23 protein-coding genes and 1 tRNA gene are annotated in these 24,240 nt (G+C 36.1%); 23 read left to right on the top strand and 1 reads right to left on the bottom strand.

The genetic code is table 11. From position 1 onward, the window contains the following. The first annotated feature begins 33 nt into the window (after window positions 1-33). The 6 genes from C8C76_RS09595 to ppcA all read left to right on the top strand — a co-directional run bounded on the left by C8C76_RS09595 (window position 34) and on the right by ppcA (window position 4,783). Entirely contained in the window at window positions 34-447 is a 414-nt protein-coding gene (locus C8C76_RS09595; protein WP_108141085.1) for a hypothetical protein, read from the top strand. A 796-nt stretch (window positions 448-1,243) separates the two neighbouring features. Beyond that, on the top strand, window positions 1,244-1,597 hold the full coding sequence (locus C8C76_RS09600) for a DUF2294 domain-containing protein (protein WP_073159370.1): 354 nt from the start codon (window positions 1,244-1,246) through the stop codon (window positions 1,595-1,597). A gap of 238 nt (window positions 1,598-1,835) precedes the next feature. Beyond that, window positions 1,836-2,822, top strand: coding sequence for a sodium-dependent bicarbonate transport family permease (locus C8C76_RS09605; protein ID WP_108141087.1), 987 nt, complete (start codon window positions 1,836-1,838; stop codon window positions 2,820-2,822). A gap of 40 nt (window positions 2,823-2,862) precedes the next feature. Next, complete coding sequence (locus C8C76_RS09610) at window positions 2,863-3,180, top strand: P-II family nitrogen regulator (protein WP_108141089.1); 318 nt, start codon at window positions 2,863-2,865, stop codon at window positions 3,178-3,180. Window positions 3,181-3,185: 5 nt separating this feature from the next. Beyond that, a complete protein-coding gene (locus C8C76_RS15380; protein ID WP_258222468.1) occupies window positions 3,186-3,314 on the top strand; it encodes a hypothetical protein in 129 nt (42 codons plus the stop codon). Next, on the top strand, window positions 3,314-4,783 hold the full coding sequence (gene ppcA, locus C8C76_RS09615; RefSeq protein ID WP_108141091.1) for a phosphoenolpyruvate carboxylase: 1,470 nt from the start codon (window positions 3,314-3,316) through the stop codon (window positions 4,781-4,783). The genes C8C76_RS15380 and ppcA overlap by 1 nt, the downstream gene beginning before the upstream one ends. 127 nt (window positions 4,784-4,910) lie before the next feature. On the opposite strand, the gene C8C76_RS09620 is transcribed toward ppcA, so the two are convergent. Beyond that, window positions 4,911-4,998 (bottom strand) — tRNA-Ser (locus C8C76_RS09620). A gap of 209 nt (window positions 4,999-5,207) precedes the next feature. Here C8C76_RS09620 and C8C76_RS09625 point away from each other — a divergent pair. From C8C76_RS09625 to C8C76_RS09705, 17 genes are all read left to right on the top strand, one after another. Next, entirely contained in the window at window positions 5,208-6,008 is an 801-nt protein-coding gene (locus C8C76_RS09625; protein ID WP_108141093.1) for a response regulator, read from the top strand. An 89-nt stretch (window positions 6,009-6,097) separates the two neighbouring features. Then, entirely contained in the window at window positions 6,098-6,778 is a 681-nt protein-coding gene (locus tag C8C76_RS09630; RefSeq protein ID WP_108141095.1) for a FadR/GntR family transcriptional regulator, read from the top strand. A 99-nt stretch (window positions 6,779-6,877) separates the two neighbouring features. Next, on the top strand, window positions 6,878-8,068 hold the full coding sequence (manD, locus tag C8C76_RS09635) for a D-mannonate dehydratase ManD (protein WP_108141097.1): 1,191 nt from the start codon (window positions 6,878-6,880) through the stop codon (window positions 8,066-8,068). Between the two features lie 163 nt (window positions 8,069-8,231). Then, window positions 8,232-9,932, top strand: coding sequence for an ABC transporter substrate-binding protein (locus C8C76_RS09640; protein ID WP_108141098.1), 1,701 nt, complete (start codon window positions 8,232-8,234; stop codon window positions 9,930-9,932). 233 nt (window positions 9,933-10,165) lie between these two features. After that, the gene (locus C8C76_RS09645) at window positions 10,166-11,494 is read left to right on the top strand and encodes a cation:proton antiporter (RefSeq protein ID WP_258222469.1); all 1,329 of its coding nucleotides are present in this window, start codon (window positions 10,166-10,168) and stop codon (window positions 11,492-11,494) included. A 2-nt stretch (window positions 11,495-11,496) separates the two neighbouring features. Then, window positions 11,497-12,747, top strand: coding sequence for a GntP family permease (locus tag C8C76_RS09650; protein WP_108141100.1), 1,251 nt, complete (start codon window positions 11,497-11,499; stop codon window positions 12,745-12,747). 35 nt (window positions 12,748-12,782) lie between these two features. Continuing rightward, complete coding sequence (locus C8C76_RS09655) at window positions 12,783-13,538, top strand: sulfite exporter TauE/SafE family protein (protein WP_108141102.1); 756 nt, start codon at window positions 12,783-12,785, stop codon at window positions 13,536-13,538. A gap of 59 nt (window positions 13,539-13,597) precedes the next feature. Further along, window positions 13,598-14,038, top strand: coding sequence for an NUDIX domain-containing protein (locus C8C76_RS09660; protein ID WP_108141104.1), 441 nt, complete (start codon window positions 13,598-13,600; stop codon window positions 14,036-14,038). A gap of 49 nt (window positions 14,039-14,087) precedes the next feature. Next, the gene (locus C8C76_RS09665) at window positions 14,088-15,359 is read left to right on the top strand and encodes a DNA alkylation repair protein (RefSeq protein ID WP_166637189.1); all 1,272 of its coding nucleotides are present in this window, start codon (window positions 14,088-14,090) and stop codon (window positions 15,357-15,359) included. Window positions 15,360-15,608: 249 nt separating this feature from the next. After that, entirely contained in the window at window positions 15,609-16,496 is an 888-nt protein-coding gene (locus C8C76_RS09670) for an ABC transporter substrate-binding protein (protein WP_181248188.1), read from the top strand. Between the two features lie 5 nt (window positions 16,497-16,501). After that, entirely contained in the window at window positions 16,502-17,518 is a 1,017-nt protein-coding gene (locus C8C76_RS09675; protein WP_108141110.1) for a FecCD family ABC transporter permease, read from the top strand. Then, window positions 17,511-18,518: a FecCD family ABC transporter permease gene (locus tag C8C76_RS09680; RefSeq protein ID WP_258222470.1), complete on the top strand. Its 1,008-nt coding sequence runs from the start codon at window positions 17,511-17,513 to the stop codon at window positions 18,516-18,518. The genes C8C76_RS09675 and C8C76_RS09680 overlap by 8 nt, the downstream gene beginning before the upstream one ends. Window positions 18,519-18,582: 64 nt before the next feature. Next, complete coding sequence (locus tag C8C76_RS09685) at window positions 18,583-19,332, top strand: ABC transporter ATP-binding protein (protein ID WP_375135308.1); 750 nt, start codon at window positions 18,583-18,585, stop codon at window positions 19,330-19,332. A gap of 428 nt (window positions 19,333-19,760) precedes the next feature. Then, window positions 19,761-20,555: an electron transfer flavoprotein subunit beta/FixA family protein gene (locus C8C76_RS09690; RefSeq protein WP_108141116.1), complete on the top strand. Its 795-nt coding sequence runs from the start codon at window positions 19,761-19,763 to the stop codon at window positions 20,553-20,555. After that, window positions 20,552-21,766: an electron transfer flavoprotein subunit alpha gene (locus C8C76_RS09695; RefSeq protein ID WP_108141118.1), complete on the top strand. Its 1,215-nt coding sequence runs from the start codon at window positions 20,552-20,554 to the stop codon at window positions 21,764-21,766. The genes C8C76_RS09690 and C8C76_RS09695 overlap by 4 nt, the downstream gene beginning before the upstream one ends. A gap of 23 nt (window positions 21,767-21,789) precedes the next feature. Beyond that, window positions 21,790-23,181 carry an FAD-binding oxidoreductase gene (locus C8C76_RS09700; RefSeq protein ID WP_108141120.1) on the top strand — a complete coding sequence of 464 codons (1,392 nt, stop codon included), beginning with the start codon at window positions 21,790-21,792 and terminating at the stop codon, window positions 23,179-23,181. Between the two features lie 160 nt (window positions 23,182-23,341). Then, window positions 23,342-23,995 carry a GMC family oxidoreductase N-terminal domain-containing protein gene (locus C8C76_RS09705; protein ID WP_108141122.1) on the top strand — a complete coding sequence of 218 codons (654 nt, stop codon included), beginning with the start codon at window positions 23,342-23,344 and terminating at the stop codon, window positions 23,993-23,995. Window positions 23,996-24,240: the final 245 nt, after the last annotated feature.

Raw genomic sequence — 24,240 nt, forward strand, 5'->3', positions numbered from 1 at the left:
TAATGAATATCTTATATCTAAGGAGTGGATTAAATGGAAAATTATAAAATTGATTTTAATTCTTTTATTGAGAGGAATCCAAGACATCAAAAATTTAGTGACAATCAAATAGCTAAAGAAATATACAATCTTTTAGCAGAAGGTGAAAACATCTACAGAATGATGGTTTTTAGTGAATTAGAAATACCTGCCCTAGCTGCTTCTATTTCTGAAATAGAAGACCTTTATGGAGAACAGGAAATATTTAATCTTAATAACAGCTTTTCTAAACAAACTATGGGTGTAATGGTCAAAGATATATTGAGATCCTTTGGCTATGATAATACTAAAAGCAAAGATATACCAAAAGGATTATCTAAATATGTGAACACAGCAGCAGTTTACAAAAAACTGGATACTCCCAGTAAAAATCTGAAAAGTTCTTTTGAAATAGTGGAGTTTGAATAAAAGGATGAAGGGACTTCATTTATATTAAGGAGTCCCTCTTTTTTTGAAAAATTTTTACTAAATATTTGTAATAACAAATAAAGATAGCGGGAGTGGTACTAATGCTAAGTGAAATTAGTTATGCTATTAGAAAATTTAATTCTCTGCCAGGTTTATTATGGAGAGTTGGAGTGAAATCTATTATTAATTATTTATGCTTCTAAAAAAGCTTACGAAATCTTTGGGTAGCTTAATAAATTAGGATATACAAAAACCCCCACCATCCCGGTGGGGGTTCAAAATGGGCATCAGCCCTTAATATTCAATGGCGGAGAGACAGGGACTCGAACCCTGACACCTTTCGGCTTCACCGGATTTCAAGTTCGTACTGAGCATTGTTAGTTAGTATCAGGTATTGCCAACTATTTTGCCAAAACAGTGATTTTAGGTGTTTTTTGCTAATGATTTATCAGCTAGTATCAGCTGTTATCAGATTTTTTGTTAGGATTGTGTCAGGATTAATAAAATATAAACTGAACTTTGAATTTAAATAATACAAATACAGATTTGTATGTTTAAAACAAATAGCTTTAAAAATTGACTTGAAATTTTCGATAACACTAAACAAATTAATTTTTTTGAAAAAATTAGGCTTTAACCTTTATGAACACTGAAGGTACAGGTAATTTGAAGGAAATCTGAAAAAGTGCATTACATATTGCAATTCACTTTTATTTTTTTATCGAACTCTTCTATTGCTTTTTAAATAAAACTATGGTATTCTTTTGTTAGTTTTATCTTAAAAGGGTGATTGCAGGTGACAAAAGGTCAAGTTGAAGCAAAAATTAGTGAGGCAGTAACCAAATTTGAATTAGAAGTAATGGGTAGAGGTCCTAAGCAAATTAATACTATGATCGTTAAAAATTTGATAATTATTAGGCTCGAAGGATTCTTCAGTATTTCAGAGAAGAGGCTGGCAGAGAATAATCGTGTTGAATTAGTTAAAAGAGTTAGGACTTTATTATTTGAAAATGAAGTAGAAAATTTCAAAAATATTATTCAAAATATAATTAACACTGAATTAGTCAGTGTGCATTCTGATGTAAGCACAAAAACCGGGGAAAAGATAATTATAGTTACACTTGATTGTAATTTAGAAAACAAATATTAAATTTAATAAATTATATATTTAGTTGGCAGATATATGAAAGGTATTTTTTACCAGTCATTATTAGGTCAACAATTTATCAATATTGATAAAGTGTTGGCCTTTTTTGTTTATATAAGGTTTTTTCTAACTAATAAAACTTAATATACTCTTGAATTTGGACAATTAAAATGAAAATAAACACCTATTAATTTAAGTTTATTTATCTTAAATATTATAATTTCAACTCAAGAAGGAGGTGATGATAATTATTTCTTTACAAGCAGCGATCGATAACATACTTTCACCAGCAATTATGTTCTTTATTTTAGGACTAATTGCTGCAATTATTAGATCTGATTTAGAAATACCAGATTCTTTTGGAGCTTTTTTAACTATGTTTATTCTAATTTCTATAGGTTTAAAGGCAGGGATTGCAGTTAGACAAACAGGAATATCAGAAATAATAATACCTGTTCTTGCAGCTATTATAGTTGGCGCTATAATTACTTTCACTGTATATTATATAATGTTAAAAATAGGATTTGATGCAGCAAATGCTGGCTCTATTGGCGGTCATTATGGGGCATGTAGTAGTGTAACCCTAACTACAGTGATAGTTTTTCTAAGCAGGATGGGAGTAAACTTTGAAGAGTTTGTTCCAGCACTATATCCATTTATGGATACAGCAGCCTTGATTACAGGTATTGTTTTAGGACACGCCGGTCTAAAAAAGAACAAAATAGATTCAGATGATGAATATAGTATTAAAAATATTTTTAAGGAGTCACTGAGGTCTAAATCAACAGTTTTAATTATTGGAGGTCTGATAATTGGTTTAACTGCAGGAGTAAAAGGCACAGAAGACCTGATGCCATTTTACAGTACTGCATTTGACGGGATCTTTACAATATTTATGCTGGATATAGGAATTATTACTGGACGAAGAATATCGGTTCTAAAAAATGTTAAACCAGTTACTTATTTGATTGCAATAATAATGCCGCCTGCACAAGCAGTTATGGCAATATTAATTGCTAATTTTATCGGCTTAAGTCCAGGTGGAGCAACAGTTTTTGCAGTTCTAGCAGCAGGAGCCTCATATATTTCAGCACCAGCAGTAATGAGAAGTACTTTTCCAGATGCAAACCCTTCCATAGCATTAGGGATGAGTCTAGGGATCATTTTTCCATTTAACATAATACTTGGTATACCACTGTATTATCAGATTGCAATAATTTTGAGTTAATTTATAAATTTATTGATGAAAAAATAAGGAGGTTTCTATTATGTTGATCAGAGCAGAGAAGGTAATTATTATTACTGAAAAGATTATTTCTTCTCAAATTATCGATTATTTAGAATCAATGGATATTACAGCTTATACAATCTATAAGGATGTTTCTGGACAGGGAAATCGAGATATTAGATCTATATCTGGAGGTTTAAGTAGATATGGCGAAAATATAAGGTTAGAAGTAATTATTAAAGATGATGAAAAGGCAGTAAAAGTTGTAGAGAAAATCTATGCAAAGTATCTGCATTCCAAATATGCAGGTATTATATATATTGAAGATGTTAGGATAATTAAACAAAATGAGGAGTGATTTTGATGAGAGAAAATATACCTGTAACAATGATGACCCAACACCCTGATTCTGCTCAAGAATATGTTCCTATACAAAAAGAATCAGAAGAGGCAATTGAGGCTTTAAAAGCTATCCCTGATGGTTTAAAATAATGATTGACTTTGAAGGAAAATTAACTCCATATCACCAGACTGCTCAAATTGTAATAGGTCTAATTGAGAATGGAATAACACCAGGAAAAGAAGTTTTTGTAACCCCAAGAGTAGCAAATGCCAATGAAGAAACCGCTTTTAGACAAATAATGGCTTTTCTTTCAATAACAGAAACTATAGTTAGCGCAAAAGAATATAATGATATCCAGCCTATTATAGAAGTTATTCTTCCTATGGTAAGTTCTGCCGATGAATTAATAGAAGTGAAAAAGAGAATAGATTCTGTGGCAAAATTAGCAGAAAAAGAGTTCAAAATGAAAAAAAACAAAAATTTATTACAGATTATTCCTCTTATTGAAGAAGTGCCTGAACTTTTAAATATTGACTCAATTATTTATCAATTTGTTACAAAATTAAGAAATAATGATTATCCTGTTGATTATCTCAGATTTATGCTGGGGAGATCTGACCCAGCATTATCTTACGGAAATGTTTCTGCAGTTTTAGCAAATCGAGTAGCCCTTTCTAAAGCATATAAAATAGCTGAATCTCTAAATATAAATATTTATCCTATCTTTGGGGGAGGGGCCCTACCTTTTAGGGGACATGTGACACTTGAAAACATTTATAATGTCTTAGAAACATACCCAGGGCTTAAAACTATCACGATTCAATCTGGTCTTAGGTATGATCAACCACGAACAAAATTGATTGAATTAATAAAAATACTTAATAATGAATTACCTAATAGTAAAGCTCATTTTTATAGCGAAACCGAATATCAACAATTATATAACTATGTTGGAATTTTTACAGCTAATTATCTTGATGCATTTTTTGAAATCATACCAGAAGTAGCAAAACTCTCAGATTATATTCCCAAACAGAGAGATAGACTGGCCCGCAAAAGTGGTGTTGGCTATGCCCGAGATATTGCAAGACCAGAAGAAATTGCTAAGCTTGTTAATATTGAGAGTATCAAGAATAAATTAAATAAGCTCAATACAGATAAAAAGTTTGCTTTACCTAGAGCAATTACTTTTACTGCCTCTCTCTATTCAGTTGGGCTGCCTCCAGTTTTTATAGGAACAGGTAGAGGCCTTAACGAAATAAAAAACAAGTGGGGCAAAAGTGGATTAAATGAATTTTTAAATAATTATCCATCATTGAAAGCTGATCTAAAATTTGCAAGCAAATTTGTTAACTTTAAAAACATAAATAGATTCTTTAATCAGAAAGCTGTTGATTATATTGAAGAAGATATAAACTTCTGTTGTGATTTCTTTGATTTAGATATATGTCGAGATAAAAATATAATAAAATCTGACATATATCATATGTTAATGGACTCTTCATTAGGAGTATTATTTCACCTGCAAAAGGCCTCTGATTTTTCTCGTCCCAAAGAAGTTGAATTATTAGAAAACTGGCTTAAAGAAATGGGAAGTATAAGGGGGAGTCTAGGTTAAAAATACAACTCAAACTTAAAGTCGTCAAATTTAAAATGGCAGGATTATGGCAGGATTTACCCTCAAACAACAAAAAACCCGCCTCTCAGCGGGTTTCTTAAAATGGGCATCAGCCCTTAATATTCAATGGCGGAGAGACAGGGACTCGAACCCTGACACCTTTCGGCTTCACCGGATTTCAAGTCCGGCTCCTTAGCCAATTCGGACATCTCTCCACTTATGTCACGAATAATATTGTACTATAGAATAAGATTACTGTCAAGAGATTTCCACAACTTTTTTGCTGAGAAGTTTTTAGCCAAAAGCAGGAAGTGATAAGATTTAGTTTTAAAAGGTATATATCTTCTTTTCTTGAATATAATTATAATAAGAGAAATTCGATAATAATTTTGATTAAAAGAAATAGAGAAAGGTCAGATATAATATGAAAAACATTTTAGTCATTGATGATACAACTCTGGTTCGTTATAGGATAACTTCTATCTTAAAAGCAGAAGGCTTTAATGTCTACCAGTCAGATAATGCTGCTTCTGTCAGGCAGAATACTTTTGCCAGTGATATTTCACTAAAAGATATTGATCTAATTTTACTTGATACTTATTTAAGTAGTGAAAATGGTTTTGACTTATTGAACTTTTTAAAGCAGCAGTATCCTGAAATTGATGTGATAGTTGTCAGTGGTGCTAATAGAGCCAGCGTGATAAAAAAAGCGGTCAGCCTGGGAGCAAAAGATTTTATAGCCAAACCATTTGATAAATCAACTCTCTTAAGAAAAGTAAACAATATTGATGCTGCTTTCGAAAACAAAGGGCTTTTTAAAAAAGAAGAATCCTATAAAACAACTTTAAGTCTGGAACTAAATAGATCTATGAGGTCAAAACTTTCTTTTTCAGTTGTTATAATTGATCTACCTCATAAGATTGATCAGAAATATTATATGGATATCAAAAACCTCATTACTTCCAGAATCAGAAATATTGATCAGATATTTTTTCTGGAAGATTTTAAATATCTTTTTATTTTACCTTTAACTGATCGTGAGGGAAGAGAAGTTTTTATCGATAAGATAACTAATATTTCCCTGGAAAACAAGCATTTATTAAAAGATAACTTTGAGGTTGAGGCAGTAACTTTTCCGGAGGAAATTGTAGAAGCAAGGAACTTAGATCCTGAGAATTACGGTAAGTTCAAGGAGCAAATACTTCAGAAGCTGAAATTAAAATAATTATTTGACATTTTAAAAAATATAATCTATAATTAACCTATAACTTGTAGAACAACCTACAACCACTGATTTTTAAGCGGGGGATAAAAATGGATACCATTAAAAAAGTTAACTTGGTTGATGAAGTATATAAAAAGCTGAAAGAAAAAATAGTCAGTGGCGACTGGGAAGCTGGCCAGAAAATTCCGTCAGAGAATGAACTGTCGGAGAAGTATGGTGTCAGCAGAAATACAATTAGGAATGCAATTCAAAAACTAAAGGGTTTAAATTTAATTGAAACCCGTCAGGGGCAGGGAACTTTTTTGAAAAAAGATTTAAACAGCAGTATAATCAGCAATATTATTCCCGGAATGATTTTTAATGATAATGAAATACTTGATGTGCTTGAATTCAGGAGTGTAATCGAAAAAGAAAATGCCCGTCTGGCAGCAATCAGAGCTGATGAAGAGGACATTCAGGAAATCAAAAATGCTTTAGAGCAGATGAAAAAACATCAGGATGATTATCAGGAATATACTGTCTGGGATTATAAATTCCATTTAAATGTTGCCAGAGCAACTAAGAATAAAATTTTATACCAGGCGATGCTGAGATTGAAGGATATACTCTTTAAACATTTAGAAGAAATGAATAAAAATGGTAATTTTGAAAAAAGTATAGCCGGTCACAGAAAACTTTTTCAGGCAATAGAGGCCAGAGATCCACAGCTGGCAGTAGAGCTTTCTGAAGAAGATGACCGTGAGAGATTTAAAGAGCTCAAAAAGATATAAAATTTTTAATTTAACTTGTATTACAACCAACAACCGACAACCAATAAGTATTTTAGAACTAATTATTTTGTTTGACAAATTGAAAATGAAGGTGATCTGATGAAAATTACGAATTTAAAAGTTATTGTTACCTCTCCCGGGAGAAATTATGTCGTAGTAAAAATTGAAACAGACAGCGGTATCTATGGCTATGGAGATGCAACTCTCAATGGGAGAGAGCTTGCAGTAGCTGAAGCACTGGAAGAATATTTAGCCCCAATTTTAATTGGTAGGAATCCGGATAATATTGAAGATATCTGGAACTATATTTATAAGGGTACTTACTGGCGGGGAGGACCTGTTTTAATGACAGCTCTGGCCGGAATTGATATGGCCCTCTGGGATATTAAGGGTAAAAAAGCTGGCCTGCCGGTTTATTCTCTCCTGGGGGGTAAGAGCAGAGAAAAAGCTCTCTGCTACAGCCATGTTTCTGGAAACGATTTTGAGGAAGTTAAGGAAAAAGCGCTCAAGAAAATTGAAGCAGGCTATAAAGCTTTAAGAATTCAGGTTGCTATACCTGGACTTGACGGCACCTACGGTACTGTTGAAGATGATGCGCTGGAACTTCCTTTTGTTGAAAAGTGGGATTCTAAACCTTATTTGAAAACAATTCCGGAACTCTTTAAATATATCAGAGCTGAAATAGGTGATGGAGTACATTTAATTCATGATTCTCACGAGCGCCTGACAGTGCCTGAGGCTATTAAACTGGCCAGAAAGTTAGAAAAATATGACCTTTTATTTTTAGAAGACTTGTTAAAACCTGAAAACAGGGAAGGTTTTAGACAGCTTAAAAGCCAGACTTCAACGCCGCTGGCAATGGGAGAACTTTTCAATACTAGATGGGAAGCTCTGCCGCTGATCAAAGATCAATTAATAGACTATATCCGCTGTGATCTGAGTCATATTGGTGGAATTACAGAGGCTAAAAAAATAGCAGCACTTGCTGAGACCTTTCATATTAAAACCGCCTGGCATGGACCAGCTGATATTTCTCCAGTTGCACATCTGGCAAATTTACACCTTGATTTTGCGATTGCAAACTTTGGTATTCAGGAATTTGCACAGTTCCCAAAAGAGGTAAAAGAGGTCTTTAAAGGTGGTCCAGAATTTGAAGACGGTTATCTTAAAATATCAGATAAGCCGGGGCTTGGCTGTGAGATAGACGAAGAAGCTGCAGCTGAATATCCGTATCAAAAAGCATATTTACCTGTTGCAGAAGCTCTGGACGGTAGTGTCCATGAGTGGTAAGTTAAGCTAAAGATTTTAATAATTATTAATCTAAATGCCGAATGGCAGCTGGATTTAGAAAGAATATATTTTTATTCGCTCTCAATTTGTATAAGCCTATAATCCCTTAAGAAAAACTGGAGTGAATTTTTAATCAAAAATAATTTAAAAGGGGTGTTTATTAATGAGTAAGAAGGGCAAATTTGTTTTAGTTTTATCTTTAATTTTATTTTTAAGTCTCAGTTTTTCAGTTATGGCACAGGAAGATTTAGGACTGGCAGATGCAGATCGCAGTGAGATTCTTGTTATCACAGGTGGACTGTGGGGACCTCCTTCAACCTGGAATATTTTACTGCCAAGTCAGGTTAGAGGTACTGGAGGATTTGTTTATGAAACTTTATTTTCCTATAATGCTGTAAAAAATGATTATACTCCCTGGCTTGCTGAAAGTGGGGAATGGGTTAATGAAAGTGAATATGTTGTTAACTTAAGAGAGAATGTCAACTGGACTGATGGTGAAGAATTCAATGCTGAAGATGTTGTTTTCACCTATCAGGTAGCAAAAGATAGTGAAATTTACTATTCACCAATCTGGAACTGGCTGGAAAGTGTAGAAGCAGAAGATAATTATACAGTTCGTTTTACCTTTTCTGAGCCACACTATGCAGAATGGGATTCAGAATTATATGAGCGCTACATCATTCCTGAACATATCTGGAGTGAAATCCCTGCTGAAGAGTTAATCACCAGAACAATGAAAGATCCTGTTGGAACTGGTCCCTATACTCACAGTGATTCTGCTCAGGACAGAATGATCTGGAGAAGAGATGATAACTGGTGGGGTAATGATGTTTTTGGTCAGCCCAAACCTAAATTTGTAGTAGACCTTGTTAACCAGAGCAACAATATTACAATGGGAATGTTAATGAAAGGTGAGGTTGATTTTAGTAATAATTTCATCCCTGGAATTGAGAGAATTAAAGATCAGTTTGGTCTTATTACCTGGTTTGAAGATCAACCATATATGCTTTCCTGGAATACAGCAAATATGTATATGAATCTTGAGCGAGAGCCTTTTGACGATCTCGAGTTTCGCAGAGCGATGGGATATATGGTCAATAAGCAGACCATTGTTGATCGAGTATATGGTGGTCTTGTAAGAGCTGCTAATCCAACAGGTCTATTTGGTGAGAGCTGGCTGGACTATCTAGACGAAGATGTTGTAGAAGAATATGGATTTGAATATGACCCTGCTCAGGCAGAAAAAATATTAGATGAAGCTGGCTATGTTGATGCTGATGGAGATGGCTGGCGAGATATGCCGGATGGTTCACCTTTAGAACTGGAAATAATGGTGCCAAGCGGCTGGTCAGACTGGATGGAAGCAATCAGAATAGTTGCCAACAACGCTCAGGAAATTGGCCTAAACATTAATCCTAATTTCCCTGATTCTTCACTATTTCACCACAAACGCTACAATGGTGATTTTGATCTGATAATTGCTCATTTCCAGACAACACGCTCATCCTCACCATTTGATTACTGGAACGGAGTTGCCAACAGCAACATTTATGGTGAAGAGATTAATAATGGTAACTGGGGTGCCTATGATAACCCTGAATTATTTGAAAAAATAGATCAATTTAATATGACTAGAGATGAAGCTGAAAAACAAAAACTGGCTTCTGAAATTCAAAAGACACTGCTGCAGGATATGCCTACAGTACCACTCTGGCATAATGGAATGTGGGGTCAGGCAATGACCAATAACTGGACAAACTGGCCTACAGAAGATAATCCTTATGGTATTCCAGTTAGTGGAGGAGTAAGTGGATTCCAGATGGGAATGGTTCAGACTTTAATTGGAATCGAACCTGTAGAATAATAATCTAAATAATTGATAGATTCTCAACCCGGTAATAATCTTATTATCGGGTTATTTTTTTGGCTAAAAAGGCTGTTTTTATTCTTTTCATCTATAATTTTTAGTTAATTTTATTCAAAATTTAGTTAAATATCAAATAAGGTCTATTAATCAGGTGAAGATATATGCTATAATCATTACTGTAAATAATCGAATATCCAAATTAATTCCTTAATAAAAAAAAGGGGGCGATAATGATTAACAATTATGATGTACTGGGGAGTCTAAACAATTTACAGCAGTGGATGCTGCTTAACCATAAGAGCCATAAACTGATTTATTTAATTGGTCTTCTCTTTTTAGCGGCATTTATAATTAAAACTATAACCGATAAGTTCAGAATTCCCAGTGTAGTTGGTTATATACTTTTGGGAACATTATTCAGTGAGAGTGTAGTTAGGAGTTTATCTTTTTTACCCAGGGAATTTTTAGCCTGGCACAGTTACTTGCTTAATACCCTCAATTTTATCACTGTCCTGGCAGTATCTTTTATCTCATTTGGGATAGGAACTTCTTTGTACATAAAAATTTTAAAAAAATTGGAGTTTGAGCTAACTCTGATTGTTATTTTCGAATCAATTGGTGCTTTTGTGCTGGTGACTGGAATTATGCTCCTTTTGGGCAAAGATCTTTTTGTGGCTATTTTATTTGGTACAATCGCTACTGCTACAGCCCCAGCGGCAACGGTAATGGTATTAAAGGAATATGGTATTCCAGGAGAGTTTTCTGCAACCCTGATGGTTGTGCTGGCTTTAGATGAATTTTTGGCTCTGCTTATTTTCTCTTTTATGGAGCCCTTATCATATATACTTGCTTCACCCGAATTAGAATTAACATTAACTAATATGCTGTTTGAGCCCTTAGTTAGAGTTACTGCTGCAATTCTGCTCGGCTTTGTCTTAGGTTATATTTCTCAGTACTTAATGGTTAGATGTGATTCAGAGAGCCGAAAAATTTTATTAATTCTGGCAACGATCATTGGGACTTCTGCAGCAGCAGTGTTTTTACATATTTCACCACTATTTGCCAACTTAACAGTCGGTTTTGTTTACAGGAACATCCCAAAAAGAAGATTAAATGTTTCAGATAAGATTGATATTTTAACTGTTCCTTTATTTGCTACTTTCTTTATTCTGGCCGGCACCAAAATTGACATTAGTAATCTGTTTAATCCAGGCTTTTTAGTAATTGCGTTTGCCTATACATTAATGAGGATTATTGGTAAGGTTGGAGGTGCGCATTTTGGGGCGAAATTTTCATCTGCTCCCAAACATGTAGAGGATTATATTGGCTTTGGTCTGATTCCTCAGATTGGAATTACAATTGATTTAGCATTTATAATTCAAAAAGATTTTATCCATATCCCCGGTAATGTGGCTAATATTTCAATGCTGATCTTAAATGTGATATTATTTACTTCAATCTTTACTGAAATTTTTGGTTCTTTAGCAACAGAATATGCTTTAATTAGATCAGATGAAATGAAAACTAAAATTGGCTGGAGTTTTTTGGAGGGAGAATAATTTTGTTAAGTATCACAGTTGGCTTTATAATCTTAATAACACTAATTATTTTAAAAGTAAGTATCGTAGTTGCTGCTCCGCTTTCATCAGCAGTAATTTTATACTTAAATAATTTAAACATTTTAGAAATCCTGAATGCCCAGTATTTGCCCGGTTTTGCTTCTTTTGTTCAGGATTATCTATTCATTTTTCTGCTGAGTGCGGTCCTGGGCAAGATAATGGAAGACTCAGATGATGCAACTGCAATTGGAGAATTTGTGCTTGATGTACTTTCACACCGCTATGCAGCTGTAGGTATCTTTTTTGCCAGTGTACTGCTTTCAATTGGTGGAATTTCAGCTTTTGTCTTAATTTTTACCATCTATCCAATTGCAAAAAAAGTTTTTGAAGAAGCCGGTCTGCCCAAATCACTGATCATCGCTTCTATTGCCGGGGGGAATGTAATAGTTGGCCTTTCTCTGCCGGGCAGTCCCCAGGTACATAATTTAATCATGATGGATTATTTAAATACTTCCGCCCTTGCCGGATTTGGCCTGGGACTGGCGGGGATTTCGGCTGGTTCAGCGGCTGCAATTGCTTACTTGAGATACAGGAGCAGGTCAATGTTAGCTGAAAGTAGTAATTTAAATGACAGTATTTTAAAAAAGCCGGATTTAACTAAACTTTTTAATTTTTTAACAGCGATGCTGCCGCTTTTAGTTGTCTTTATTGTGCTGGCAGTATTTTCAAAACCGCCTGTAGTTGCTTTACTGCTGGGGGTTGTACTTTCAATCATAAAAAATATTAGAAAGATTGATCTCTTAGAAATTTTAAATGACAGCATCTCCAATGCAGTCTTACCACTGATGTTTGCTGCTTCGGCGATGGGCTTCGGGCAGGTAATTTCATCCCTGCCGGTTTTTAAAGATTTTCTGCAGACCCTCTTAAATCTGCCTTTAAATCCCTATCTGCTGACCGGAATTATCACAAATATTGCTGCTGGTCTTTTAGGTAGTGCATCCGGGGGAATGCTTTTAACTTTAAGTACAGTTGGCGAAAACATTGTCCAGATGGTGGATCCAGAAAAATTGCACCGACTTATAATTATTGCCTCAACTGGCCTGGATACTCTGCCCCATAACAGTGCCTATCTGGCGATGCTGGCTTATACAGGTCTTAAATTTAAGGAAACATATTTTGATTATTTTATGGTAACGGTTTTGGCAACTCTGCTTTCTTTTGCAGTTGCTTTAATCTATGCACTGAGTTTTTAGGATAGAGGAAATCAAGCTGGAAGGGAGAGATTCAATTGCCGCTGACTAAAATTTTACTTATTCTGGCCGCCGGAATCTCAGCTGGATTTATCAATACAATGGCCGGAGGAGGTTCTTTGATTACTCTACCTATCTTAATTTTTTTAGGTCTGCCAGCCGCTGTAGCTAATGGGAGCAATCGGGTAGCCTTACTGGTTGAAAATATCACAGCTGTTATTAATTTTAGAGATAAAGGCTATTTTGATTATCAATTTGGCCTGATTCTTGCCTTACCGGCTGTAATTGGCTCTTTAATCGGAGCCCGGATAGCAGTTTCAATTTCTGAGCAGTTTTTTAATCAGCTTCTGGCAGTAATTATGCTGCTTATGTTAGTTTTTATACTCTGGAATCCGCTAAAAAATCTAAAGCTTAATCAGAAAGAACTAAGCAGCAGCCGAAAAATAACTGCAGGTTTTGTGTTTTTTTTGATTGGAATTTATGGAGGTTTTATTCAGGCTGGAGTAGGGATTATAATCATCGCAGCCCTTTCACTTTTAACAGGTTTTTCCCTGGTCAAAATTAACAGCCTTAAGGTATTTGTGGTTGCAATCTATATTTTTTCTTCACTCAGTATCTTTATTTTTAACGGTAAGGTTGACTGGATAACAGCTCTGATTTTAGCGCTCGGAAATGGCACCGGAAGTTATCTGGCCAGTACTTTAGCGGTAGATAAAGGAGAAAAACTGGTTAAAGCTGTTTTAACAGCTGCTGTTTCTCTTATGGCTCTATATTTATTTTACATAAGTTTCTAATCATTAGAAATATAAAGTTTTTAAACTATATAATAACTAAAACCAGAGGAGTGAGCAAAATGAAATATCCGGAAGCCACAGTAGGTGCTGTTATTTTGAATCCAGAAAACAGAGTTCTGATCTGCAAATCAAATAAATGGCAGCAAAAATATGTAATCCCCGGCGGTCATATTGAAGCAGGAGAGAAAATGGAAGAGGCCTTAGTGAGAGAGGTTAAAGAAGAAACAGGGCTTGAAATTTATGATATTGAACTGCTTGGAATCACAGAAAGTATTTATTCTGAGTCTTTTCAAAATCAGAAACATTTCCTTTTTGTTGATTTTATCTGTCGCAGTGATTCTACAAAAGTTGAGTTAAATCATGAGGCCCAGTCCTATCAATGGATTGAGCTCAGCGAAATTGAAGCTTATGACCTGGAAGAATTCACTGCCAGCTTATTAAAAGAGCTGCGGCGGGGAAAGGATTCTAACTACAGACAGGATATATTATACGGTTTATAATCTAAAACAGTAAAATAATAATAGACTAGAAAAGAACGGAATGATTTTAATGAATAAAATTGAAATAAAAAATAAGATAAAAAAATCAATTGAGATGCCTGAGCGGAAGGCTGAGACAAGAGAACTTTTTCTATTTTTTGGCCTTCCAGGCAGCGGTAAATCAACACTGGCGGAAGAGCTTTATCAGCGAAACAAAAAAGAAAGTATCTATCTGGCAGCTGATCAGATAGCTTTAGAATATAATCTGGACCAATCAGATAACTATCACTGGACCTTTGAAATTTTTAATGAGCTAATTGAATACTATCTTAAATCCGGTTATTCAGTCATCGCTGATGCCAATCTTGATAAATATGAGATTCGAAAAGAATATTATCAGCTGGCTGAAAACTGTGGCGCAGAGTTAAAGCTCTTTTATCTAAAGACAAACCTGGCTGAAATTAAAAAAAGACAGCAGCAGCGAAATCAGCTTGCAGAGGCTGAACTGCGCTCGGCAGGCTTGTACAGCCACAATCAGGAAGAAATAAAAAACTATCTAGAGGAGCTTGAGCTACCTCGTGAATCAGAAAAAGTTTATCTAATTGACGGGAATTTTGATTTTGCAGAGCAGCTTGACTGCTGGCAAGAGGTAGAAGAGGAAGCTTTATTTGATTATTTGGACGCTGTCCGCAGCAGTCTGGCTCAAAATTCTAACCCGGAAAAAGCAGAGGGAATGGAAGGCTACATGCGGGATCAGTTTCCTTTCTACGGTCTGCAGGCAGCTGAGAGGCGAAAAACTTTAAGAAAATATATGAGGCAGGATCAGCGGCCTAAATTAAGGCAGCTAAAAACTGCAGTCAAAAAGCTCTGGCAGCTGCCGGAAAGAGAATTTCAGTATTTTGCTCAGGAGCTGATTCTAAAGTATAAGAAAGATTATAGCAAAGATATGATAGATCTCTTTGAATACATGCTGACCAATAAATCCTGGTGGGATACTGTGGATCAGATAGCAAAAAAATCTGTGGGAGAATATTTTCAGCTTTTTCCTGAAGAAAGAGATCCCAAGCTTATGAAATGGCTGGAAAGCGGCAATATCTGGCTGCAGCGGACCGCTTTACTGTTTCAGCTGGGCTATAAGGAAGAAACAGATGCTCAGCTTTTATTTGACCTGATTGAAAAGTTAAGAGATATCGATGAATTTTTTATTCAAAAGGCAATTGGCTGGGCTTTACGAGAATATTCTAAACTGGAACCGCTGGCAGTGGTTAAATTTTCAAATACTCATCAGCTCTCAGCGCTAGCAGAAAGAGAAGCCTTAAAAGTTGTTAAAAGAAATAAATAGTCTTAAAAGCAGTCACCTTGAGAATATTGGCATTAAAAAGCCATTGATTTAATTCCAAAAGGTGATTTTTTATTTTTTAATCTTGACAAAACAAATGGGTTTAGTTATAATTAATAACGATTGAGCTTGATAATCAGTCTCAATTAATAATTTTTATTAGTGATAAATATTGGATTCATAAAATCACTAAGTAAATCTAAAGGAGGATTTATTTTGTTAAATAAAAAGAATTACATAGCTGTTCTGGTAATGGCTTTGGTGTTAATTTTAAGTATTTCGGTGATGGCAGAAACAAGGGTTGTTGAGCATGCAATGGGAAAAACTGAAATTGAGGGCACTCCCCAAAGAGTTGTAACCCTTTATCAGGGTGCCAGTGATGCTGCTCATGCCCTTGACATACCCCTGGTTGGTATTGTAGAATCCTGGGTAGAAAAACCTGTCTATAAATATCTGCGGGATGACCTGAGTGATGTTAAACAGGTTGGACTGGAAACTCAGCCCAATCTTGAAGAAATCAGTAAATTAAATCCTGATTTAATTATTGCTTCTAAGATGAGGCACGAGGATATTTACAACCTGCTTTCCCAGATTGCTCCAACAGTAATGGAAGAAAATGTGTTCCGCTATCGGGAAACTGTTAAATTAATGGGTAAAGCTGCAGGTAGAGAAGAAAAAGCAGCAGAAGTTTTAAATAACTGGGATCAGCGAGCTGCAGATTTCAGAGAAAAAATCGAAGCTAAAATGGGTGAGAAGTGGCCGATTGAGGTTGCTGTTTTAAACTTTAGAGCAGACCATGCCCGTATTTATTACAGTGGTTATGCTGGAAGAATTCTAAATGAACTTGGTTTTGAGAGACCTGAAGACCATAAAAAAGATACCTGGGGAGTTAAATTAACTTCTAAAGAGAGTATCCCGGAGATGAATGCAGAAGCCTTCTTCATCTTTATGTCAGATGATCAGGCAGTAGAAAACACCTATCAGGAATGGACTGAACACCCACTCTGGCAGAATCTGGATGCTGTTCAAAATGAGCAGGTATTTAGAGTTGATCAGGTTGCCTGGAATATGGCCGGCGGAATTGAATCAGCTCATATTATGTTAGATCAATTATATGAACACTTTGAACTGGAAGAATAAATTTAATGACTTACATTTTGCGTAATCAAAAGGCAAAAATGAATATGCTGCTGTTTTTAACTTTTTTGTTAATCACAGCAGCAGTTTTTAGTCTGGCTGTTGGTCAGCACTTTGTTTCCTTAACCAGTGTTTACAGGGCAATATTTAGTTTTGACCAGCAGTCAACAAGACATCTAATAATCCGCTCAACCAGATTGAGCAGAACTGTGATTGCTCTAGCAGCAGGCGGGAGTCTTGCTGTTGCCGGGGCTTTAATGCAGGCGCTGACCGGTAATCCACTTGCTGCTCCCGGAATTTTTGGGCTCAACTCAGGTGCAGTTTTCCTGCTGGTAATTGCAGCTACTTTTTTTGGAGTAACTTCGATGGAGCTCAGTATCTGGCTTGCTTTTTTTGGCTCAATGCTGGCCGGGTTGCTGGTTTATTTTATTGCTTCTCTGGGTAGAAGTGGACTTTCCTCTCTAAAAATGATTCTGGCTGGAGCTGCAGTGACTGCTCTTTTCCATTCCTTTACTCAGGGTCTTTTGGTAATTAACCAGGAGAGTTTAGAAAGTGTTCTTTTCTGGCTTTCTGGTTCAACTGCCGGTAGAGATTTGGGAATGATTATGCCGCTGCTTCCATTTATTTTAGGAGCGATAATTCTGGCTTTAATTTTGGCCAAAGATATTAATATTTTACTAATTGGAGAAGAGATGGCAGCAGGCCTGGGTCAAAAAACTATAATCATTAAACTTTTACTAGGTCTGAGCATTGTTATTCTGGCTGGCAGCTCAGTGGCTGCAGCAGGCGCAATATCTTTTATTGGTTTAGTAGTTCCTCATATCAGCCGCTTTTTTGTCGGGAATAACTACCACTGGCTGATAATTTATTCTTTTATTATTGGGGCAGTCCTGCTTTTAATTGCAGATATTGCAGCCAGGATTATCATTATGCCTCAGGAAGTACCGATTGGAGTTATGACAGCTTTTATGGGAGCACCATTTTTTGTTTACATTGTCAGGCGGGGGTTTAAAGTTAATGCTTAAAAATTTGAAAATTTCGCGGGAGCTTATCTTAATTTTTGGACTCATTCTGCTGGCAGGATTAATTTTTATTCTTTCTTTATCCTTCGGCAGCAGCTATATCTCACCAGTGACTGTGATCAGTCACTTTTTGGGACTGGAAGCTGGGTCTTATAATTTTACAATTAATATTTTACGCTTACCCCGTACACTTATGGCTTTTTTAGTTGGGGCAGCTCTCTCAGTTTCAGGACTTATTCTGCAGGCAAATATTAAAAATCCCCTGGCTTCTCCGGATATAATTGGAATCACAGGTGGGGCTTCTGCTGGAGCAATCACCTACTTAAGTTTTTTTAGTGCTGATTATGGGATTGGCGGTCTGCCTTTTGCTGCCATCCTGGGAGCAGCGGTGGTTTCCGCTTTGATCTATTTTCTGGCCTGGCAGAAGGGTGTCAGTTCAATCAGGCTGGTTTTGATTGGAATTGGGATTGCAGCAGCTGTCGATGCTCTGGTAACAATGATTATTGTCTTCAGTCCAATCAGTACCACAGTTCAGTCCTATGTCTGGTTGACCGGGAGTATTTATGGTACAAACTGGGAGGATCTTTTTCAATTTCTGCCCTGGGTTATAATTTTTATTCCACTGGCTTTTGCTTTTTACAAAAGTTTAAATCTCCTGGCCTTAGGTGATAAGGTAGCTGCAGCTTTGGGTTTAAATATCCAGCTCAACCGCTTTCTCTTAATGACAATCAGTGTAGCTCTGGCCGGATCTGCTGTAGCCTATGCCGGAGGAGTTGCTTTTATTGGACTGATTGCACCTCATATTGCCCGAAAAATGGGAGGAAAATCTTATTCAATCTTAATTATCTATTCAGTTTTAAGTGGTGGAATGATTTTTATGGCAGCAGATTTGCTTGCCAGAACGGCCTTTTTACCACTTGACTTACCGGCAGGAGTCTTTGTTTCCGGAATCGGAGCTCCATTTTTTATTTATTTACTTTACAGAAATCGCAACCAATTTTAAAGGAGGTAGAACTTTGAGTATTTTAGAAACTAAAAATTTATCACTGGCCTATGACAAAGATAAAATAATTGATAACCTTGACTTAAAGATACCAGAAGGCGAAATTACTATTTTTATTGGTGGTAATGGTTCTGGCAAATCAACCCTGCTTAATTCTATGGCCCGGCTTTTAAAACCTGTGGAGGGGTCAGTAGAACTGAAGGGAGAAGATATTAATCAGCTTTCAACCAAAGAAGTGGCAAAAAAGCTTGCCTTTTTACCTCAAAGCTCTACTATTCCAGAGGGGATTACCGTCCGCAAACTGGTTGAACAGGGAAGATATCCCTATCAAAAATGGTATCAGGCCTCAAGCAGTGAGGATCAAAAGATAGTTGAAAAGGTTTTAAAAGACACAGGTCTTTTAGAACTTGCTGACCGAGATTTAAGTTCACTCTCTGGTGGACAGCGGCAGCGGGCCTGGCTGGCAATGGTCCTGGCTCAGGATACAGAAATAATTTTACTCGATGAACCAACTACTTACCTTGATCTCTCCCATCAGGTTGATCTGCTTGACTTACTCTATGAATTAAACAAGAAAGATCAGCGGACAATTATTATGGTCCTGCATGATTTAAACTTAGCCTGCCGCTATGCTGATCATATAGTGGCTGTTAAAGATAAAGGAGTTTTTGCCCAGGGTAAACCGGAAGAAGTTATTGATGAAGAAGTGATTAAAGAAGTTTTTGATTTAAACTGTCAGATTGTTTCTGATCCTGTATTTGGAACCCCTCTCTGTATTCCAACAGGCAAAAATAAATTAAGTCAGGTTGTTTAAACTTGTAAAGAGGCTGGATGAAAATTCAGTCTCTTTGCCATTTATATTCTTTTTAAGATAAAGAGAAGAAATATCTCAACTTTATTTGAGAAATAAATAACTTGCAAATTCCTTTGACAAGCCTGATAGAATGCTATATGATAAGAATATAATTAAATATTCAAATTTTTTTAAAATTAATGGTCAGACCATCAGTCCTAAAATACATAAAGCAAAAATATTTATTTTTTCGCAAAATTGGTCAGACCATCGGTCCGATAGTTCTATTTTAAAATATTGGATAAAGGGGGTTCAAATTAAAAATAATTTTATTGGGGCAGATTTAAATTTTATATTTAGATGACAGTGGGGATTGTTATCTAAAATATTTTTTAGCATTTGGGCTTAAATTTTTAATAACGGGTATATAATTTAAAGGGGTGTAATAATTGGAAATATTAGTTTGTGTTAAACAGGTTCCAGAAACCAAAAATGTGGAAGTAGATGAAAACGGAAATCTAATTCGTGATGGTGTTGATTCAATAATGAATCCTTATGACATGTATGCACTGGAAACTGCACTGAGGTTGAAAGCTGAACACGGAGGAACAGTTACCGCAATTACCATGGGGCCTCCTCAGGCAAAAGAAGTTATTAGAGAGGCTTATATGATGGGGGCAGATAAGGGTTTTATTTTATCTGATATTAAATTTGCTGGAGCAGATGTTCTGGCGACAAGTTATACCTTGAGCAAGGGACTTGAGGTTATCGGTCTCAAAAATGGCTATGATTTAATTATTTGCGGTATGGAGAGCACGGACGGAGATACCGCTCAAGTTGGTCCAGCTATTGCTGAAACTCTTAAGATTCCCCATGTAGCCTATGTCAGTTCAATTAAAGGCTCTACTGAGGAAAAAATTATGGTGGAAAAGGATATGGGAGAGACTATTGAAGTGGTAGAATTTAGCTACCCTGGTTTGATTACTGTTACCAAACATGTAAATCAGCCCCGCCTTCCTTCTTATAGACTTAAACTAGAAACAGCTGACAGAGAAATAGAAACACTTACCTTTGCTGATCTACTTGATGATGATGAAAATAATTTTGGACTAAAGGGTTCTCCAACTCAGGTAGAAGAAGTTTTCCCTCCAGATGATAATATTGAACAGGTAATCTGGGATGGAAGTGGAGAAGAACTGTCTGACAAATTATTTAATGAATTAAAGGAGTTGAAGCTTGTATGAGTAACTACAGCATAGATTATGTAAATTGTTCTCTTTGTAAAGTATGTATTGAAGCCTGTCCTTTTGATGCTATAGATATAGTAGACGGTAAAATTGAGATGAATTCAGCCTGTAAGGCCTGCGGAATTTGTGTTAAAAGCTGTCCTGAAGGTTTAATTCAGCCGGTTGAGGACAAAAGAAAAGCTGTTGATAAGAGCCTCTACAGTGATGTTTTAGTTTTTGCAGAACAGTTAGAAGGTAAAATTCACCCGGTTACCTATGAGTTGATGGGTAAAGGGAGGGAATTGGCTGATAAAATTAATCAGGAACTGCATGTTATTTTACTCGGCCATGATTTAACTGATCAGACTGAAGAAATCCTGGCACACGGGGCAGATAAAGTTTATGTTTATAATCAGGAACCTCTGCATCATTTTGATGTTGAAGCCTATGCCAGGGCCTTTGAAGACTGTGTAGAGAGAACAAAGCCAACAATAATCCTGATTGGAGCAACTTCAATCGGTAGATCTCTGGCACCAAGAATCTCAACCAGATTTAAAACAGGATTGACTGCAGACTGTACAATTTTAGATGTTAGAGAGAATACAGATTTAGTCCAGACCAGACCTGCCTTTGGTGGTAATATTATGGCCAGGATTTTAACTACCAGAACCAGACCCCAGATGGCAACTGTGCGCTATAAGGTTATGGAACCTGCTGAAAGAATAGAGAATCCGACCGGAGAAGTTATTAACTTTAGTGTTGACGAAAAAGAATTAGAAACCAGATCCAACTTCGTCAGCATCACTAAAAAACCTGAAGTTGATAGTATCGAAGAAGCAGATAAAATTATTGCTGTTGGCCGGGGAGTAAGGGAAGAAAAAGATTTAGAGATGATCAGAGAACTTGCTGATTTAATAGGAGCTAAGATTGGAACCACCCGTCCTTTAATTGAAAAGGGCTGGACCGAACACCAGCAGCAGATTGGCTTAAGCGGAAGATCAGTTCGACCGGAATTATTAATCACCTTAGGAGTTTCAGGTTCGGTACAGTTTGTGGCTGGCATGAAGAGCTCAGAACATATTTTTGCAGTAAATACTGATCCAGAAGCAAGTATCTTTAATGTAGCTCATTATGGTATGGTGGGCGATTTATATGAGATTGTACCAAAATTAATTGAGAAGATAAAAAATGGTGAGCAGGTTTTTGAGAAAACAGCAGCAGTTGTTTAGTACTACTTATAGGGGGTAAATTGATGAATTTTAATAAAATAACAGAGGCAGATATCGAATCCTTAATCGAAATTTTAGATAGTGATCGAGTAACTTTAAAGGAAGATATTAGTGAAGATTATTCTCATGATGAACTGGCAGAGCTTAGAGTATATCCTGAGCTAATTGTAGAGCCTGAAAATACAGAAGAAGTAGCTCAAATTATGAAATTTGCCAGTAATAGAAATATACCTGTAACTCCTCGTGGAAGCGGAACCGGGCTTTGTGGGGGAGCAGTTGCCATGGAGGGTGGTATCCTTTTATTAACAACTTCCATGGATGAAATCATTGAAATTGATGAAGAAAACTTAACTGCCAGTGTCCAGCCGGGAGTTATCTTAATGAATTTTGCTGAGAAAGTAAATGATTTAGGTTTTATGTATCCACCTGATCCGGGAGAAAAAAGTGCTACCTTGGGTGGTAATGTGCTCACCAATGCCGGAGGAATGAGAGCAGTTAAATATGGTGTTACCAGAGATTATGTGCTGGGAATGGAAATTGTGCTGCCAAACGGAGAAATTATTAATACCGGTGGTAAGGTTGTTAAAAACAGTTCTGGCTACAGTATTCAGGATCTGATGATCGGTTCAGAAGGAACCCTTGGTATTGTAACAGAAATCACCTTAAAATTAGTGCCAATGCCTAAAAAAGCATTGACTTTATTGATTCCATTTGACAGCCTGGAAGAGGCGATTGGAACTGTACCGGAAATCATAAATGCGAAGATAGTGCCCACAGGCATTGAATTTATGGAAAAGGAAGTCCTGCTTGCTGCAACTGATTATCTGGGTAAAGAGTTTCCAGATACATCTGCTCCAGCCTACCTTTTACTTAAATTTGACGGTAATGATAAAAAGGAAATAGAAAAACAGTACGAAGTAGCAGCTGATGTCTGTCTGGCAAATAATGCTTATGATGTCTATATTGCCAACACTGATGAGCGGCAGGATGTAATCTGGGATACCAGAGGTGCCCTGCTTGAAGCTTTAAAAGCAGTTAGTGAATTAGATGAGTGTGATGTAGTTGTGCCGAGAAATAGAGTTGCTGACTTTGTTAACTTTACTCACAGGTTAGAGGATAAACATAATTTAAGAATCCGCGGTTTTGGTCATGCTGGTGATGGAAATTTACATCTCTATACTTTAAAAGACGACTTAGATGATCAAACCTGGCAGCAGCGAAACAAAGCGGTTATGGGCGAGCTTTATGCTAAATCAAGAGAGATGAAGGGTAAGGTATCAGGAGAGCACGGAATTGCAATTGCCAAAAAAGAGTATTTACATGAAGATATTGGACCCATGCAGCTGGAGCTGATGCGGGGAATTAAAAATACTTTTGATCCTCAAAACATCTTAAACCCTGGTAAAACTGTCTAAAAAATTGTAACTCAAAATTAAATTGTTTCCTGGATGCTTAAGCCTCCTCTTAGATGTAAAAAAAAATCATCTTAAGAGGAGGTTTTATATTATTTAGCCATTCAAAATCTTTTTGTTTTTAGAGGTGGATGGTTGATTATATTCATATTAAACAATCTGGTTGAAAAGAATAAGAAGTTTAATTGGTAATTACCTTTCTAATCGTGATATTTTGAGTTTCTATGACTGTAATAAATATACACGAACTCCTAAGAAATCAAAAGAAGGAGTAATAATTTACAGGACTTTTATGGGTGGGGGATCAACAGTTGTCGCCACCGGGAATATAGTTAGATGTTATGAAAAAGAGTTTAAGGAAATGGGGATTGATCTCAGTCAGGAATTTAAAGAGGCTGAAAATGAAATTCCAATAAGACTTTCAACCAAAGAAATTCAAGCCTCAGGTTCCAGAGCAATTTATGAGGCAGCATTAAGCCTGGGTTATCAGATGGAAACTATGCCGAAAGCAATTGATCAACAAAAATGCATAAAATGTGGACTCTGTATTAATGGCTGTAAACAGGGAGCCAAGTGGACTGCAAAAAATTATTTAAATCAGGCTGTCAAGCAGGGAGCGGTAGTTAGATATGATAGTAGAGTAGAAGAGGTTCTTATCGATCAGGGGCAGGCTTATGGAGTTAGAGGTGTTAATGCTGAGGATGAGTTTGAATACGAAGCAGATAAGGTTATTCTAGCAGCCGGCGGCCTGGGTACTCCAGTTATACTGCAAAATTCTAAAATAAACAATACTGATGTTGGCAAAAAAGCTGGCTAAAGATGCAGCCTAAATTCGAATTAGATCTTTTTTCGGTTCATTAACTAAAAAAATTGATTAAAATGCTTGAAAAGAAAGATAAATAGTGTTACAATTAAAAAAACTCAATCGAGGAAAAGAGAGTGTTACTGTTAAATCAGGCATAATCTAGGAGAAGATATAAGTTCCTTAACTAATTTGTATTAGCTAAGAGGGAGGACTTTATATTTTTTTCTAGATTTTTCTTTTTGTTTAATAAAATGAGG

Source organism: Halanaerobium saccharolyticum (assembly GCF_003053565.1).
GTDB classification, from domain to species: Bacteria; Bacillota; Halanaerobiia; order Halanaerobiales; family Halanaerobiaceae; genus Halanaerobium; species Halanaerobium saccharolyticum_B.

Excerpts from the sequence above, each read along its gene's own strand:
- C8C76_RS09595 (WP_108141085.1), top strand. The coding sequence starts at position 34 with ATGGAAAATTATAAAATTGATTTTAATTCTTTTATTGAGAGGAATCCA.
- C8C76_RS09605 (WP_108141087.1), top strand. The coding sequence starts at position 1,836 with ATGATAATTATTTCTTTACAAGCAGCGATCGATAACATACTTTCACCA.
- C8C76_RS09610 (WP_108141089.1), top strand. The coding sequence starts at position 2,863 with ATGTTGATCAGAGCAGAGAAGGTAATTATTATTACTGAAAAGATTATT.
- C8C76_RS15380 (WP_258222468.1), top strand. The coding sequence starts at position 3,186 with ATGAGAGAAAATATACCTGTAACAATGATGACCCAACACCCTGATTCT.
- ppcA (WP_108141091.1), top strand. The coding sequence starts at position 3,314 with ATGATTGACTTTGAAGGAAAATTAACTCCATATCACCAGACTGCTCAA.
- C8C76_RS09625 (WP_108141093.1), top strand. The coding sequence starts at position 5,208 with ATGAAAAACATTTTAGTCATTGATGATACAACTCTGGTTCGTTATAGG.
- C8C76_RS09630 (WP_108141095.1), top strand. The coding sequence starts at position 6,098 with ATGGATACCATTAAAAAAGTTAACTTGGTTGATGAAGTATATAAAAAG.
- manD (WP_108141097.1), top strand. The coding sequence starts at position 6,878 with ATGAAAATTACGAATTTAAAAGTTATTGTTACCTCTCCCGGGAGAAAT.
- C8C76_RS09640 (WP_108141098.1), top strand. The coding sequence starts at position 8,232 with ATGAGTAAGAAGGGCAAATTTGTTTTAGTTTTATCTTTAATTTTATTT.
- C8C76_RS09645 (WP_258222469.1), top strand. The coding sequence starts at position 10,166 with ATGATTAACAATTATGATGTACTGGGGAGTCTAAACAATTTACAGCAG.
- C8C76_RS09660 (WP_108141104.1), top strand. The coding sequence starts at position 13,598 with ATGAAATATCCGGAAGCCACAGTAGGTGCTGTTATTTTGAATCCAGAA.
- C8C76_RS09665 (WP_166637189.1), top strand. The coding sequence starts at position 14,088 with ATGAATAAAATTGAAATAAAAAATAAGATAAAAAAATCAATTGAGATG.
- C8C76_RS09670 (WP_181248188.1), top strand. The coding sequence starts at position 15,609 with ATGGCTTTGGTGTTAATTTTAAGTATTTCGGTGATGGCAGAAACAAGG.
- C8C76_RS09675 (WP_108141110.1), top strand. The coding sequence starts at position 16,502 with ATGACTTACATTTTGCGTAATCAAAAGGCAAAAATGAATATGCTGCTG.
- C8C76_RS09680 (WP_258222470.1), top strand. The coding sequence starts at position 17,511 with ATGCTTAAAAATTTGAAAATTTCGCGGGAGCTTATCTTAATTTTTGGA.
- C8C76_RS09695 (WP_108141118.1), top strand. The coding sequence starts at position 20,552 with ATGAGTAACTACAGCATAGATTATGTAAATTGTTCTCTTTGTAAAGTA.
- C8C76_RS09700 (WP_108141120.1), top strand. The coding sequence starts at position 21,790 with ATGAATTTTAATAAAATAACAGAGGCAGATATCGAATCCTTAATCGAA.